The sequence below is a fragment of the Herbaspirillum autotrophicum genome (assembly GCF_001189915.1).
Classification (GTDB): Bacteria; Pseudomonadota; Gammaproteobacteria; order Burkholderiales; family Burkholderiaceae_D; genus Herbaspirillum; species Herbaspirillum autotrophicum.
On the sequence record NZ_LFLS01000004.1, the window covers coordinates 12,020 to 26,765 of the forward strand.

The 14,746-nt window shown below is 56.9% G+C and carries 15 protein-coding genes and 1 tRNA gene; 10 read left to right on the top strand and 6 right to left on the bottom strand.

Annotated elements, in window-relative coordinates:
* The first annotated feature begins 25 nt into the window (after window positions 1-25).
* Complete coding sequence (locus AKL27_RS03950) at window positions 26-451, top strand: hypothetical protein (protein ID WP_050461493.1); 426 nt, start codon at window positions 26-28, stop codon at window positions 449-451.
* A 14-nt stretch (window positions 452-465) separates the two neighbouring features.
* Here AKL27_RS03950 and AKL27_RS03955 read toward each other — a convergent pair whose 3' ends face one another.
* Together AKL27_RS03955 and AKL27_RS03960 are read right to left on the bottom strand one after the other, a co-directional pair.
* Window positions 466-1,161, bottom strand: coding sequence for a lytic transglycosylase domain-containing protein (locus tag AKL27_RS03955; RefSeq protein ID WP_157056788.1), 696 nt, complete (start codon window positions 1,159-1,161; stop codon window positions 466-468).
* Window positions 1,127-2,851 carry a proline--tRNA ligase gene (locus AKL27_RS03960; RefSeq protein WP_050461495.1) on the bottom strand — a complete coding sequence of 575 codons (1,725 nt, stop codon included), beginning with the start codon at window positions 2,849-2,851 and terminating at the stop codon, window positions 1,127-1,129. Before AKL27_RS03960 ends, AKL27_RS03955 begins: the two co-directional genes overlap by 35 nt.
* A gap of 232 nt (window positions 2,852-3,083) precedes the next feature.
* Between AKL27_RS03960 and AKL27_RS03965 the strand changes: the two genes are divergently transcribed.
* Both AKL27_RS03965 and AKL27_RS03970 read left to right on the top strand, forming a co-directional pair.
* Window positions 3,084-3,653, top strand: a complete 570-nt coding sequence (locus AKL27_RS03965; protein ID WP_050461496.1) for an RNA pyrophosphohydrolase — start codon at window positions 3,084-3,086, stop codon at window positions 3,651-3,653.
* Window positions 3,654-3,659: 6 nt separating this feature from the next.
* Window positions 3,660-4,253, top strand: coding sequence for a CNP1-like family protein (locus tag AKL27_RS03970; protein ID WP_050461497.1), 594 nt, complete (start codon window positions 3,660-3,662; stop codon window positions 4,251-4,253).
* A 50-nt stretch (window positions 4,254-4,303) separates the two neighbouring features.
* Here the strand turns inward: AKL27_RS03970 and proB are convergent, their stop codons facing one another.
* The 4 genes from proB to rplU form a co-directional block, all read right to left on the bottom strand.
* Window positions 4,304-5,422, bottom strand: a complete 1,119-nt coding sequence (gene proB / locus AKL27_RS03975) for a glutamate 5-kinase (protein ID WP_050461498.1) — start codon at window positions 5,420-5,422, stop codon at window positions 4,304-4,306.
* Window positions 5,423-5,496: 74 nt separating this feature from the next.
* On the bottom strand, window positions 5,497-6,606 hold the full coding sequence (gene obgE, locus AKL27_RS03980; protein WP_050461499.1) for an Obg family GTPase CgtA: 1,110 nt from the start codon (window positions 6,604-6,606) through the stop codon (window positions 5,497-5,499).
* Window positions 6,607-6,706: 100 nt separating this feature from the next.
* The gene (gene rpmA, locus AKL27_RS03985) at window positions 6,707-6,964 is read right to left on the bottom strand and encodes a 50S ribosomal protein L27 (RefSeq protein ID WP_050461500.1); all 258 of its coding nucleotides are present in this window, start codon (window positions 6,962-6,964) and stop codon (window positions 6,707-6,709) included.
* A 33-nt stretch (window positions 6,965-6,997) separates the two neighbouring features.
* The gene (gene rplU, locus AKL27_RS03990; protein ID WP_050461501.1) at window positions 6,998-7,309 is read right to left on the bottom strand and encodes a 50S ribosomal protein L21; all 312 of its coding nucleotides are present in this window, start codon (window positions 7,307-7,309) and stop codon (window positions 6,998-7,000) included.
* A gap of 248 nt (window positions 7,310-7,557) precedes the next feature.
* Between rplU and ispB the strand changes: the two genes are divergently transcribed.
* The 7 genes from ispB to coaE all read left to right on the top strand — a co-directional run bounded on the left by ispB (window position 7,558) and on the right by coaE (window position 14,645).
* Window positions 7,558-8,547 carry an octaprenyl diphosphate synthase gene (gene ispB / locus AKL27_RS03995; RefSeq protein ID WP_050461502.1) on the top strand — a complete coding sequence of 330 codons (990 nt, stop codon included), beginning with the start codon at window positions 7,558-7,560 and terminating at the stop codon, window positions 8,545-8,547.
* Window positions 8,548-8,578: 31 nt separating this feature from the next.
* Window positions 8,579-8,655, top strand: a tRNA-Pro gene (locus AKL27_RS04000).
* Between the two features lie 29 nt (window positions 8,656-8,684).
* Window positions 8,685-9,971, top strand: a complete 1,287-nt coding sequence (locus AKL27_RS04005) for an HlyC/CorC family transporter (protein WP_050461503.1) — start codon at window positions 8,685-8,687, stop codon at window positions 9,969-9,971.
* A 225-nt stretch (window positions 9,972-10,196) separates the two neighbouring features.
* Window positions 10,197-11,876, top strand: a complete 1,680-nt coding sequence (gene pilB / locus AKL27_RS04010) for a type IV-A pilus assembly ATPase PilB (RefSeq protein WP_157056789.1) — start codon at window positions 10,197-10,199, stop codon at window positions 11,874-11,876.
* A gap of 19 nt (window positions 11,877-11,895) precedes the next feature.
* Window positions 11,896-13,128: a type II secretion system F family protein gene (locus AKL27_RS04015; protein ID WP_050461505.1), complete on the top strand. Its 1,233-nt coding sequence runs from the start codon at window positions 11,896-11,898 to the stop codon at window positions 13,126-13,128.
* Window positions 13,128-13,976 (top strand): prepilin peptidase, encoded by an 849-nt coding sequence (locus AKL27_RS04020; RefSeq protein WP_050461506.1) that lies wholly within the window; start codon window positions 13,128-13,130, stop codon window positions 13,974-13,976. Before AKL27_RS04015 ends, AKL27_RS04020 begins: the two co-directional genes overlap by 1 nt.
* On the top strand, window positions 13,977-14,645 hold the full coding sequence (coaE, locus tag AKL27_RS04025) for a dephospho-CoA kinase (RefSeq protein WP_083438861.1): 669 nt from the start codon (window positions 13,977-13,979) through the stop codon (window positions 14,643-14,645). It abuts the gene before it with no gap.
* Window positions 14,646-14,746: the final 101 nt, after the last annotated feature.

The window sequence follows — 14,746 nt, forward strand, 5'->3', positions numbered from 1 at the left end:
ATACCATGGATGGAAGGATGTAATCATGACATTTCACAATCGACAATCCTCTGCGCACAGTCACCTGCGCAGTCTGGCGCTGGTCGTCATGCTCGGCCTGCTGTCTGCGGGCAGCGCTCAGGCCGCCGGCAGCAAATCGACAGCAGCCGACGCCAGATACCAGAAAGAGCGCGCCGCCTGCCTGAACGGCCAATCCAATGAAGACAAGAAAACCTGCCTGCGCGAAACAGAAGCCGCGTATCTGCAGGAAAAACAAGGCAAGCTCGGTGATGCCGATCAAACCCAATACCGGCAAAACGCACTGGCACGCTGCCGCTCCCTGCCAGAGCAGGATCAGGCCGATTGCCGGCGTCGCATCGACAATCCGACCGCCGTTGAAGGCAACGCCCAGGAAGGTGGCATTCTGAGAAAATCGGTCACCATCATTCAGGAACCCGCCAGCAAGGAATAATGCGGGGTTGGCGCTCAGGAAATATCACGCTGCCGCGAGAGCATCGGTTTAGCCTGATATTCCCAGCGCCGCCATGCCTTCAGCACTGCGTCCGGATAAGCTGATTCGCCGCGACTGCCGTTATAACGCCCCAGCGCCAGAAAGTAATCGCCGGCTTCCTGATCCAGATACATGCGCAAGATGGCGCAGCCATAGCGTAAATTGCTTTGCATATGGAACAGCTTGCTGCGGTCTCCATCACCGACCACACGCGTCCAGAATGGCATCACCTGCATATAGCCGGTAGCCCCTGCCGATGAAATCGCATACTTGCGAAAGGCAGACTCAACTTCAATCACGCCCAGCACCAGTGCCGTATCCAGCCCGGCGCGACGAGATTCATACCAGGTGGTTTCGAGAAATTCGATACGGGTCTGCAGATCGGGAATGATGTCGCGCAAACGCATGGACATGTCACCGAGCCAGTTCAGATAACGGATGCGCTGATCAATATCGGGGAACTGTATTTGCGGCGGACTGCCGTCAGTGACGGCGCGGGCCAGTGCCATACGCACGCCATCGGCAATGGCTTCTTCCTGTTGATTACCGGCATGAGCAGAACCTGTCGCCAGCAACAGCGACAGGCCGCTCAGGCACAACACACGTCGCCGACGCGTGCCGTGCCAGTCGGCACGATCAGGCCAGTTTGCCTTGGATGAAGGCGAGCGCATCTTGCAGCGGCACATTGGTGGCAGCAGCATCACGTCGTCCCTGATATTCAATCTGGCCATCCTTCAGCCCGCGATCACCGATCACGATACGATGCGGTACGCCAATCAGTTCCCAGTCAGCAAACATGGCACCCGGACGTTCGCCGCGATCATCCAGCACGACATCCACGCCGGCCGCCACCAACGCTTCGTACAACTTGTCGATTTCGGTCTTGACCGCTTCGCTGCGGTCATAGCCCATCGGACACAGCACCACTTCAAACGGCGCCAGCGACAATGGCCAGATGATGCCCTTATCATCGAAATTCTGCTCGATGGCGGCACCCAGAATACGGGTGACGCCGATACCGTAACAGCCCATCTGCAGTGGCTGCGGCTTGCCGGTTTCATCCAGATAGGTTGCCTTCATCGATTCCGAGTAAGTGGTACCGAGCTGGAACACGTGGCCGACTTCAATGCCGCGCTGAATGGCCAGCACGCCCTTGCCATCCGGCGACGGATCACCTTCGACCACGTTGCGCAGATCGGCCACGATTGGCTCCGGCAAATCGCGGCCCCAGTTGGCGCCGGTATAGTGGAAATCGACTTCATTGGCGCCACAGACGAAATCACTCATGTTGGCGACGGTACGGTCGGCCACCACCTTGACCGGCTTTTTAGTACCGATCGGGCCAAGATAACCCGGCGGGGTGCCGAACCATTCAACGATTTCCGCTTCGTTGGCAAAGCGATAACCACTCAGGCCGGCAATTTTCGAAGCCTTGATTTCATTGAGTTCATGATCGCCGCGCAACAACAACAGCCAGACTTCCTTCTCGGCCGGCGCCGCTTTTTCCACCGTCAGCACAATCGACTTGATGGTTTGTGCCAGCGGCAGTTGCAACAATTCGGCCACCGCTTCGCACTTGGCTTTGCCCGGTGTCGCGGTTTTGGTCAGCGCCGCCGTTGCCGCCGGACGCGCCGCATTGAGCGGCATGGCTTCTGCGGCTTCCATATTGGCCGCGTAATCCGAGGTCGGGCAATATACCAGAGCATCTTCGCCGGTCGCCGCAATCACGTGGAATTCATGCGAACCGGAACCGCCGATGGCGCCGTTGTCTGCCGCCACGGCACGGAACTGCAAACCGAAACGGGTAAAAATGCGGACATAGGCGTCATACATGATCTGGTACGACTGCTTCAGGCCATTCACATCCTTGTCAAAGGAATAGGCATCCTTCATAGTGAATTCGCGGCCGCGCATCAGTCCGAAACGCGGACGGCGCTCATCCCGGAATTTGGTCTGGATATGATAAAAATTGACCGGCAGTTGCTTGTAGCTGCGCAATTCGGTACGCGCCACATCGGTGACCACTTCCTCAGAGGTCGGCTGGATGGCGAAATCGCGACCGTGACGGTCTTTCACGCGCATCAACTCCGGCCCCATCTTGTCCCAGCGTCCGGTTTCCTGCCACAGCTCGGCCGGCTGCACCACCGGCATCAGCAATTCGACGGCGCCCGAGCGGTTCATTTCCTCGCGCACAATGGCTTCCACCTTGCGGATCACGCGCAATCCCATCGGCATGTAGGTGTAAATGCCGGACCCGAGACGCTTGATCATGCCGGCCCGCATCATCAGCTTGTGACTGACGATCTCGGCATCGGAAGGAGCTTCTTTCAGAGTAGAAATAAAAAAACGGGAGGCGCGCATGACGATGGGTTCTTTTTAAAAGAGGAAGGTTATAATCGACGTAATTTTAAAGGATTAGCTGGCTGATGCGCCCACTCTTTGCACAATTGACCCATGTTTCACCCACATCCAGTATGAGATGTGCCGGCTCCTGATGTGCGCCCACGCAAAACATTAGCAACGCACACAGTAATGATGCGGGCCGGATTGGGCAAAAGAGGACGCCCTGCCGCAGAAAGTTTTGAGGACCCCTATGCTGGATCGAGAAGGCTTTCGCCCGAACGTCGGCATCATCTTGCTCAATGCCCAGAATGAGGTATGGTGGGGCAAGCGAGTAAAAGAGCATTCGTGGCAATTTCCACAAGGCGGCATCAAGCATGGAGAGACGCCGGAACAGGCCATGTTCCGGGAGTTGGAAGAAGAAATCGGTCTGAAGGCGGAGCATGTCAAGATCATCGGTCGCACCCGCGACTGGTTGCGCTATGAGGTTCCCGATCATTTCATCAAGCGCGAAGTGCGTGGCCATTACCGCGGCCAGAAACAGATCTGGTTTTTGCTGCGCATGGTAGGCCGCGATTGCGACGTCAATCTGCGCCTGACGTCGCATCCCGAATTCGATGCCTGGCGCTGGCATGACTACTGGGTACCGCTGGACGTCGTGATTGAATTCAAACGCGAGGTCTACCAACTTGCCCTGAAGGAACTATCCCGTTTCCTGGCACGTCCGCAAGCAGTATTGCGACGTCCTGCATCATTGTTGCCCGGCGCTGCCTGCGACAATGAAAACCACGCCGAGTCACCGACTCCGCACACTGATAAGTGAATACCCATGTTTTTGCCATGCCTGTTTGATCGTGCAAGTGACACCAGCGCAAGCTGGCGTCGTGGTCTGTTGCGCAGTGCCGTCGCCAGCATCTTGCTATGCTCTGCTGCGGCCAGCTTTGCGCAACAACTGGGAAGTTTCGAAGAAGAGTTCGACGACGAAGAAAAGCCGTGGCAGGAAATTGCGGTGCAATTGCCACCGGCACCGCAGGCAGCCAATATGGCTGAGTTCTATGTGAGTCCGACAGCGACCTCCACCTCGGCGGTCGATTTGCATTCGCTGACAGTAGGCAGCGACGGCATCATCCGCTACACCATTGTCACCAAGATGGCGGGCGGTGCCATCAATACCACTTATGAAGGGATTCGCTGCCAGACCGGCGAGAAAAAGCTGTACGCCTTCGGACAGGCAGACGGCACCTGGTCGCGTTCGCGTCAGAACAGCTGGAAGCGGATTGCCGACGTCGGCCCCAACCGGCAGGATGCTGCGTTGTATAAAGATTATTTCTGCCAGGGCTTAATGATCAACGGCACCGAAAAAAGCATCATTGCCCGCTTGCGCGATAAACGTCCCATCGACTACACCCGCAACAGCGACTGACAAAAAATCATGGCCGGCGACAATCAGAATCCTTGCCGCCGGCCATGATTTCAGAGCAACACCAGATTATCGCGATGAATCAATTCTGATTCTTCCACAAACCCCAGTATCGCCAGAATTTCCGATGACGAGTGACGAATGATGCGACGCGCGTCAGAGCTGGCATAGTTGCTCATGCCACGTGCAATCGCACGACCGGCACTATCGACGCAAGTAATCACATCACCGCGGCCGAACTCGCCAATCACTTCGGTAACGCCGATAGGCAGCAGGGACTTGCCGTCGGCCGTCAGCTTTTGCACTGCGCCGGCATCGAGCACTACCCGGCCAGCAGTTTGCAAGTGATCTGCCATCCACTGTTTGCGCGCCGTCAGTTGCGCGGTTTGCGCCGTCAACTGGGTACCGATGGCTTCGCCTCCGGCCAGTCGCGTCAAGACCTGATCTTCCCGCCCCCACGCAATTACGGTGTGAGCGCCTGAAGTAGCGGCACGCTTGGCCGCCAGTATCTTGGTCAGCATGCCGCCACGGCCGATACCGGTACCGGCGCCGCCTGCCATGGCTTCCAGGGACAGATCACCAGCCTTGGCTTCATGCACGAATTGCGCCGCCGGATCCTTGCGCGGATCTGCGGTGTACAAGCCGCGCTGATCGGTCAGAATGATCAAGACGTCGGCCTCGATCAGATTGGCCACCAACGCGCCGAGCGTATCGTTATCACCGAACTTGATTTCATCGGTGACCACGGTATCGTTTTCATTGATGATCGGTACCACGCCGAAGCGCAGCAGCGTGAACAAGGTCGAACGTGCATTGAGGTAACGCTCGCGGTCTGCCAGATCAGCGTGGGTGAGCAAGACCTGCGCCGTGCCCAGACCGAAAGAACGAAAGCTGCTCTCGTAGATTTGCGCCAGCCCCATTTGCCCAACCGCCGCGCAAGCCTGCAATTCATGCACGCCCGTCGGTCGCTTTTCAAAGCGCAAGCGCTGCATGCCTTCGGCAATCGCGCCGGAACTGACCAGTACCACTTCCTTGCCGAGCGCGCGCAATTGCGCAATCTGCTCAGCCCATTTGGCAATCGCTGCGCTGTCCAGACCTTTACCATCATTGGTCACGAGCGACGAGCCGACTTTGATAATGATGCGCTTGGCTTGCTGTATTACGGAATGCATAGGGTTATCTGAAGAAGCGCCACAGAACCTGGCAAAGAAAGACTGCCGTCGGACGACGACAGTCTCAACAGAAATTAATCAAGCACCTTGAAGCGAGGATCATCCGGATCGATGGACGAAATGCCGCGCGCCTCTTCAGTCATCTGCGTCTCTTCTGCACGATGTTCCTTCTGCCGCTTGGCATCCAGATAGGCGTAGATTTCGGTAATCAGATCTTCGCAACCTTCACGCGTCAATGCCGAAATTTCGAATACCGGGCCCTTCCAGCCGAAGCGCTTGACGAAGTCCTTGACGCGCTTTTTGCGCTCTTCTTCCGGCACCATATCAAGCTTGTTCAATACCAGCCAGCGCGGTTTCTCGAACAGGGAATCATCGTACTTCTTCAATTCCTTGACGATTGCCTTGGCTTCCTTGACCGGATCAACCGTGTTTTCAAACGGCGCCAGATCGACGATATGCAACAGCAAACCGGTGCGCTGCAAATGGCGCAGGAACTGCACGCCCAGACCGGCACCGTCAGCCGCGCCTTCGATCAGACCCGGAATGTCGGCGATCACGAAACTCTTTTCGTGGCTCACGCGCACCACACCCAGATTCGGATGCAACGTAGTAAACGGATAATCGGCAATCTTTGGACGCGCATTCGACACTGCCGAAATGAACGTCGATTTACCTGCGTTCGGCATGCCCAGCAAGCCGACATCCGCCAGTACTTTCAATTCGAGACGCATTTCGCGACGTTCGCCTTCCTTGCCTTCGCTCTTCTGACGCGGCGCACGGTTGGTCGATGTCTTGAAATGGATGTTGCCCCAGCCGCCTTCGCCGCCCTTGGCCAGCAACACGACTTGTTCGTGCTCGGTCAGATCGGCAATATGCTCGCCGGTGGCGTTGTCCACGATCAGCGTGCCGACCGGCATGCGCAGGAAAATGTCGTCCGCGCCCTTGCCGTAGCAGTCCGCTCCGCGACCATTTTCACCGTTGCGCGCCTTGTGCAGCTTGGCATAACGGTAGTCAATCAGGGTGTTGACGTTACGGTCAGCGACCGCCCAGATACTGCCACCTTTGCCGCCGTCGCCGCCATCAGGACCGCCGAACGGTCTGAATTTTTCGCGGCAAAAACTCGCAACACCGTTGCCGCCATCGCCAGCGATGACTTCGATTTTTGCTTCGTCGATAAACTTCATGATTATTTTTTGCCGCTAAAAATCAAAAAGGCCCTACCAGAGGCAGAGCCTTTTAATGAAAGGCTTGCGCCTTATGTAATGACTTGCAGTGAGCCGGTGATCAGGCTGCGACGACAGTCACGTACTGGCGCTTTGCAACGCCTTTGATAACAAACTGAACCTTGCCTGGTGTCAGTGCGAACAGGGTGTGATCCTTGCCCATACCGACGTTTTCACCAGGATGAACCTTGGTGCCGCGTTGACGGATGATGATGCCGCCTGCGTTGATGGCCTGGCCACCGTAGACCTTGACGCCGAGTCGTTTCGACTCTGAATCACGGCCGTTGCGCGTAGTGCCGCCGCCTTTTTTATGTGCCATTTAATGACTCCTTGATCTAAGTTTGACCTGCGCTTAAGCGCTGATCGAGACGATTTGCAGTTCGGTGTAGTTTTGACGATGGCCTTGACGCTTCTGATAATGCTTACGACGACGCATTTTGAAGATCTTGACTTTATCGTGGCGACCTTGAGCTACTACGGTAGCAAGCACCTTTGCACCCTCGACCAACGGCGCACCGAATTTCACGGTATCGCCTGCGCCCACTGCGAGCACTTGATCCAAAGTGATTTCGGAGCCAATGTCTGCCGGTATCTGTTCTACTTTAAGTTTTTCACCAGCAGCAACTTTATATTGTTTGCCGCCGGTTTTTATGACCGCGTACATGTGAAACCTCTATCGAATAATTGAGTAAATTTTCTTTTCTCTCCTGCTTGCGCCCTTGAAAACAGCCAGGCGAATCGGGAAAACCTCCAATTATACATAGACTTAGCACGGCCGTCAAAAGTCCTTGACTTCCCCATACAACACCGGACTATTCATGTCACTGAAGCAATTCGGTCAACAGACAGGCAGGTGTGTTCCTGCGTGTCATCGTATAATCACCGCAATCACGATTTTTCACAGGTTTCGCCTTGTCTGCCGCACTCCACTCCGCTACGCACAATACCATCACCCAACCGATTGCCGCCGATATGGACGCCGTCAACGTCGTTATCCGCGAGCAACTTTATTCGGAAGTGCCGCTGGTCAATCAGGTTGCCGAATACATCATCAGCGCCGGCGGCAAGCGCATCCGCCCGGTACTGGTATTGCTGATGGCCAACGCCTGCGGCTATCGCGGCGCTACGCACCACTCGCTGGCGGCGGTGATTGAATTCATTCATACCGCAACCCTGCTGCACGATGATGTGGTTGACGAATCGTCAATGCGGCGCGGCAAGCAGACTGCCAATGCCCTGTTCGGCAATGCCGCCTCGGTGCTGGTGGGCGACTTCCTGTATTCGCGCGCCTTCCAGATGATGGTCGGCGTCAATAATGCCCGCGTCATGCAAATCGTGGCCGACGCCACCAATGTGATCGCCGAAGGTGAAGTGCTGCAGTTGCTGAACATGCACAACCCGGACGTCAACGAAGCGGCATATCTGCAAGTGATCCGCTCCAAGACCGCCAAGCTGTTCGAAGCTGCCGCGCAGCTCGGCGCGCTGATTGCCGGCGCCTCCGATGCCGACATCGACGCCGCCGGCGAGTACGGCCGGTCGCTTGGCACCGCGTTTCAACTGATCGACGATGTGCTGGATTACTCCGGCAATGCCGCCGAAATCGGCAAGAACGTCGGTGACGACCTGCGCGAAGGCAAACCCACCCTGCCGCTGATTTATCTGATGGAACACGGCACACCGCAACAACGCGATCTGGTACGGGCTTGTATCGAAAACGGCGACGAGCAGCATTTCGACCAGATTCTGGCCGCAATCACCTCCTCCGGCGCCCTCGATTACACCCGCCAGGAAGCAGAAAAAGCGGCACGCCGCGCCGCCGATGCGATCAGCGCCTTGCCCAATAGCGAGTACAAAGATTCTTTGCTAGAATTATCGACGTTCGCGGTTGATCGCAATCACTGAGCACCATTCCCCGCACAGTGATTCTGGTTAGCGGGGTGTAGCTTAGCCTGGTAGAGCGCTACGTTCGGGACGTAGAGGCCGGAGGTTCGAATCCTCTCACCCCGACCAACATTACATCAACTATATACGGCGACTCTTTGAATACCGTGCCCTTATGGGTGCAGATTCTTGCACTGATTATCCTGATCCTGTGTTCGGCCTTCTTCGCGATGGCCGAAACGGCGCTGATGGCAGCCAATCGGCATCGCCTGCGACACATGGCCAGACGCGGCAACAAACGCGCCGCCACCACCTTGTGGTTGCTGGAGCGCACCGACAAGCTGCTGTCACTGGTACTGATCGCCAACACCCTCATCAATGCTCTGGCCACGGCGCTGGTCACGGCGATTGCCATCTCCACCTTCGGCAATCACGAAAAAGTCATCACTATCGCCACCGCCTGCGTCGCCTTTCTGCTGATCGTCTTTGCTGAAATCGGCCCCAAGATCATCGGCGCCACCTATCCCGAACGCATTGCGCTGCCGACCAGCTTCATTCTGAAACCGTTGATGGCTATCGCCAAACCGCTGATCTGGTTCGTCAATCTGTTCGTGTCGACGTTTCTCGGTTTGTTGCGCATCAAGACCGGATCTCATGCCCGAGAGCAACGTTTCTCGCCGGAGGAACTACGCTCGATTGTGCTTGAGGGCGGCAATTTCATTCCGCAAAAACACAAAAGCATTTTATTGAATCTGTTTGATCTGGAAAAAATCTCGGTGGAAGACGTCATGACACCGCGCGCCCAGGTCGAGGCGCTCAATCTTGCCGTCTCCGTCGATGAAATCCGGCACCAGCTGGCGACCTGCTATCACAACAAGTTGCCGGTCTACGAAGGCGAAATCAACCAGATCATCGGCATTTTGCATGTACGCAAGGCGGTGACGCTGTTCAATCAGGAAGATGAAATCACCACCGAAGATTTCCGCGCCTTGCTGACTCCTCCCTATTTCATCCCGCAAGACACGGACGTCTTCACCCAACTGCAATATTTTCAGGAAAACCACGAGCGACTCGGCATCATCGTCGACGAATATGGCGAAGTGCAAGGTCTGGTAACGCTGGAAGACATCATCGAAGAGATGATCGGCGAATTCACCACCTCCACGCCGGGCGCTGCCCGGGCTGACAGTTTTGCCTGGGATGACAATGGCGTGTGCCTGCTGGAAGGCGCCACCACCTTGCGTGACGTCAACAAGCGTCTGGGCCTGGCGTTTCCTCTGGATGGCCCCAAAACCCTCAACGGCTTGCTGCTGGAATGGTTGCGCGACATTCCGGAAGCCAACGTCTGCGTCAAGATCGCCGGCTGTGTGATCGAGATCGTGCAGGTTCAAAATCAGTCAATCAAAGTGGTCAAGCTGATCGCGCCTGCCAGCACGGCAGCATAAGCCCTGCCATACGCCTGCACCGCGCTGCCGGCAAGGGCCAGCTGGTCAGGTTTATTCACATTGCAATATTTACAAAAAGACAATAAATGTGCATCATCGGAGCAATCAAAGTTGCTTCGGGGTAATTGATTTTTGTACACCGCCGCAATTTTCCTCACCGCCGCGTGCACGAATCAATTTACCTGTTCGCCTATGCCTGCCTATCCCAGCGAATCTGATCTGCCCATGACCGGACTGCCACGTTCACTGGTGCAAGCCGGTCACCTGAATGCCGCGAAGGCAGACTTGCTGCTCAAGAAGTCCGCCATGGACAACATCCCCTTCATCGATGTCTTGCTGCAAAGTGGCGATATCGAATCGCGTGCGCTGGCCATGTATTGCGCCGATACCTTCGGCTATCCCTTCATCGATCTCACCACATTCAACGCCAGCTTTTGTCCGAGTCAACTGATTGATGCCCGGCTGCAGCGCAATCAGCGGGTCGCGCCACTGGCAAAACTCGGCAACCGGCTGTCGGTCGCGATGTCGGATCCAACCAATACGCAGGCATTGGACCAGATCAAATTCCAGACCCAGATGACGGTCGAACCGATCGTGGCGGAGCACGCGCCGCTATTGCGCCTGATCGCCCAGATTACACAAAGCACCGAGCAAACCCTCAATGACATCGTCGGCAGCGAACGCGAAACGCCGGTGGCCGCCGGTCTGGCAGCCATCAACATGAGCAACGCCGACGTCGACGATGCGCCGGTCGTCCGCTTCCTGCAAAAAGTATTGACCGACGCCATCAACATGGGCGCCTCCGATCTGCACTTCGAGCCATTCGAACGCTTCTACCGCATCCGCTTCCGGGTTGACGGCGTACTGCGCGATATTGTGCAACCGCCGCTCGCCATCAAGGACAAGCTGGCATCCCGCATCAAGGTGATTTCCAATATGGATATTGCCGAGAAACGCGCGCCTCAGGATGGCCGGCTGAAACTGGCCATTTCGAAAACCCGTGCCATCGACTTCCGGGTCTCGACCTTGCCCACCCTGCACGGCGAAAAAGTGGTGATGCGGATTCTCGATTCGCGGCAGGCCCAGATGAGCATCGAAACCCTCGGCTATGAACAGGATCAGAAAGATCTGTTGCTCGATACCATCCAGCGCCCCTACGGCATGATTCTGGTGACCGGACCGACCGGCTCCGGCAAAACCGTATCGCTGTATGCCTGCCTGAATATTCTGAACCAGCCCGGCATCAATATCGCCACCGCCGAAGATCCGGCCGAGATCAGCCTGCCCGGCATCAATCAGGTGAATGTCAACGAACGCGCCGGCCTGACCTTCCCGGTGGCGCTGCGCGCATTCCTGCGGCAAGACCCGGACATCATCATGGTGGGCGAGATCCGCGACCTGGAAACCGCCGATATTGCCATCAAGGCAGCCCAAACCGGACACATGGTGTTCTCCACGCTGCATACCAACGATGCGCCATCGACCCTGACGCGCCTGATCAACATGGGTATCCCGCCTTTCAATATCGCCTCATCGGTCATCATGATTACCGCGCAGCGGCTCACACGTCGCCTGTGCACTTGCAAACAGCCGGCGGAAATTCCTCACCATGTGTTGCTGGATGCCGGGTTCGAAGAATATGAACTGGACGACACCTGGTGCGCCTATGCCCCGATGGGTTGTGACAACTGCAGCGGCACCGGCTACAAGGGCCGGGTCGGCATCCACCAGATCATGCTGATCACCCAGGAAATCGAACGCCTGATTCTGGCGCAGGCCACCAGCCAGGAAATCGAAGCGCAGGCCCGTCTGGAAGGCATGGAAACATTGCGCCAGGCCGGGTTGAAGAAGATCAGGCAAGGCCTGACCAGTCTGGACGAAGTCATCAGTTGCACCAATCTGTAATCACCACCGGAGCTTCGGCATGCCCCCTGTACGCGACCGACCCGAACCACAACCGACGACTGCCGACTTGCTCTATCGCTGGGAAGGCAAGGACAAGCGCGGCAAACAGGTCAGCGGCGAGTTGTATGCCAGCGGCAACGCTGCAGTCAACAGTACCTTGCAACGTCAGGGCATCTGGGTCACGCGCGTCAAAAGAAAACGCGTCTATTTCGGTCAGGATGTCACGGAAAAAGACATTACCCTGTTCACCCGTCAGCTCACCACCATGCTCAAGGCCGGGGTGCCGCTGCTGAAAGCGTTCGACATTGTCGGCAAGGGGCAAACCAAACAGGTTTTGGCGCGCCTGATCCGGACCATTCGCGACGATGTCGAAACCGGCACCAGTCTGCACCAGGCATTTCGCCGTCATCCACGCTATTTCGACGCCCTCTACTGCAGTCTGATCCATGCCGGCGAACAAGCCGGCATGCTCGATAACATGCTCGCCAACCTCTCGTCCTACAAGGAAAAGGTACTCGCGATCAAAGGCAAGGTGCGCTCGGCCATGATCTATCCGCTGGCGATCATGGCGTTTGCGCTGAGCGTGACCGCCATCATCCTGATCTGGGTCGTGCCATCGTTTCAGGAAGTGTTCAAGAATATGGGAACCGATTTGCCGACACCAACGCTGGTGGTAGTGGCAGTCTCGGGTTTTCTGATCCGGCACGGACCGATTGCACTCGGCGCCCTGCTGGCCGGTGCCTGGTTTGTTCGGCGCCGCATCCGGCGTTCGCCGGCGCTGCAATCCAAAGTTGATAAATTCGCATTGAAATTACCCGTATTCGGCACGGTCTTGCGCAAGGTGGCGCTGGCGCGCTGGTGTCGCACACTGGCAACCATGTTCAGCGCCGGCGTGCCGCTGGTCGATGCACTGGAACCGGTCGGCGCCGCCTCCGGCAACGCGGTCTATGCCAGCGCCAGCAAAACCATTCAATCCGCAGTCAGCAGCGGCAGCAGTCTGACCACCGCCATGGAAAACACGCATGCGTTTCCATCACTGGTCAGTCAAATGGCCTCCATTGGCGAAGAATCCGGCTCGCTCGATCAAATGTTGAGCAAAGTGGCCGATTTCTACGAAATTGAAGTCGATGATGCCATCAATGCGCTCACCAGCCTGATGGAACCCTTTATGATGCTGGTACTGGGCGTGCTGATCGGCGGCCTGGTCATCGCCATGTACTTACCGATTTTCAAACTAGGATCTGTCGTGTAATGCAGGACATTTTTCTCTCAGGCAGCCCCGGCCATCTCTGGACCAGTATTCTGGCCGGCGTATGCGGCCTGTTGATCGGCAGCTTCCTCAACGTGGTCATCTATCGCCTGCCAAAAATGATGCAGCGCGAGTCGGATAATTACGTGGCCAACGCCAACGGCGTGCCACCACCGCATACCAGCCGTTATAACCTGCTGCTGCCGCGTTCGGCTTGTCCGCATTGCCAGCAACCGGTCACGGCCATGCACAACATTCCGTTGTTGAGTTACCTGTGGCTGCGCGGCCGCTGCGCCCACTGCCGCACCGCCATTCCGGCCAGCTACCCTGCCGTGGAGTTGCTGACAGCACTGGCAGCCGGGGCGCTGATCTGGCACTTTGGCTTGAACCTGACCGGCATCAGCGCGGTAGTCCTGACTTGCTTCCTGATCGTCTTGAGTGTCATCGACCTGCGCACCTTCCTGCTGCCCGATGATCTGACATTGCCGCTGTTATGGCTCGGCTTGCTGCTCAATCTGAACGGCTTGTTCGCACCGCTCGGTGCCGCAGTGATCGGGGCTGCCGCCGGCTATCTGGCACTATGGGTGATCTTTTGGATATTCAAACTGCTGACCGGCAAAGAAGGCATGGGCCAAGGCGACTTCAAACTGCTGGCGGCGCTCGGCGCATGGCTGGGATGGCAGGCACTGCCATTTGTACTGCTGTTTGCCTCCTGCATGGGTGCAATTGTTGGTATTGTATTGCTGGCGCTGAAGAAGCATCGGGCTGACACTCCGATTCCGTTCGGCCCTTATCTCGCAGCAGGTGGTCTGCTGGCCCTGCTGTACGGCAACATGATTGTGGACTTCTAAGTGACGACTTCTTCGCATAACAAGGCCGCTGCGACGCCGCCCCCGACATCGCGGTTTGCGGTAACCCTTACCGGTGGCATCGGCAGCGGCAAGACTACCGTGGCGAACATGTTCGGCGAACTCGGTGCGGCGCTGGTCGATACCGACGCCATCGCCCATCGCCTGAGCGCCCCCGGCGGTCTCGCGATTGCCGCCATCAGCGCCACCTTCGGCACCGAATTCATCAATCAGGAAGGCGCCATGGATCGCGCCAAAATGCGTGCCCACGTTTTCAGCGACAGCACTGCCCGCAAAAAACTGGAAGCCATCCTGCATCCGTTGATCCGCAGCGAAACGGCGCGCGAAGCAAGTGAGGCGCAGGGTGACTACGTGATGCTGGTGGTACCGCTGCTGGTCGAATCGGCGGACTGGAAAAAACGCGCGGGACGCGTGCTGGTGGTCGATTGCAGCGTCGAGACGCAAATCGCCCGGGTGATGCTGCGCAACCAGCTGTCGCGCACTGAAGTCGAAGCCATTATCGCGGTGCAGGCATCGCGCGCGCAGCGACTGGCAGCAGCTGACGATGTGATCGAAAATGATGCCGATGCGGCGGCGTTGAAACCGCAGATTGCCCGCTTGCATGCAGAGTATGCGAGGCTGGCAAAAACAAATGACGTACAGCATTTGTAATTTTGCGCTGCATGGGTCAGAATCACGTAAATCCCAAGCATGTTTCGACAATACTGGCTACTATGGCGTTGATCGGTGCTTGGTCGAATCCGGTTCAACTT

Coding starts and splice junctions, on each gene's coding strand:
- AKL27_RS03950 (WP_050461493.1), top strand. CDS start 26: ATGACATTTCACAATCGACAATCCTCTGCGCACAGTCACCTGCGCAGT.
- AKL27_RS03955 (WP_157056788.1), bottom strand. CDS start 1,161: ATGCGCTCGCCTTCATCCAAGGCAAACTGGCCTGATCGTGCCGACTGG.
- AKL27_RS03960 (WP_050461495.1), bottom strand. CDS start 2,851: ATGCGCGCCTCCCGTTTTTTTATTTCTACTCTGAAAGAAGCTCCTTCC.
- AKL27_RS03965 (WP_050461496.1), top strand. CDS start 3,084: ATGCTGGATCGAGAAGGCTTTCGCCCGAACGTCGGCATCATCTTGCTC.
- AKL27_RS03970 (WP_050461497.1), top strand. CDS start 3,660: ATGTTTTTGCCATGCCTGTTTGATCGTGCAAGTGACACCAGCGCAAGC.
- proB (WP_050461498.1), bottom strand. CDS start 5,422: ATGCATTCCGTAATACAGCAAGCCAAGCGCATCATTATCAAAGTCGGC.
- obgE (WP_050461499.1), bottom strand. CDS start 6,606: ATGAAGTTTATCGACGAAGCAAAAATCGAAGTCATCGCTGGCGATGGC.
- rpmA (WP_050461500.1), bottom strand. CDS start 6,964: ATGGCACATAAAAAAGGCGGCGGCACTACGCGCAACGGCCGTGATTCA.
- rplU (WP_050461501.1), bottom strand. CDS start 7,309: ATGTACGCGGTCATAAAAACCGGCGGCAAACAATATAAAGTTGCTGCT.
- pilB (WP_157056789.1), top strand. CDS start 10,197: ATGACCGGACTGCCACGTTCACTGGTGCAAGCCGGTCACCTGAATGCC.
- AKL27_RS04015 (WP_050461505.1), top strand. CDS start 11,896: ATGCCCCCTGTACGCGACCGACCCGAACCACAACCGACGACTGCCGAC.
- AKL27_RS04020 (WP_050461506.1), top strand. CDS start 13,128: ATGCAGGACATTTTTCTCTCAGGCAGCCCCGGCCATCTCTGGACCAGT.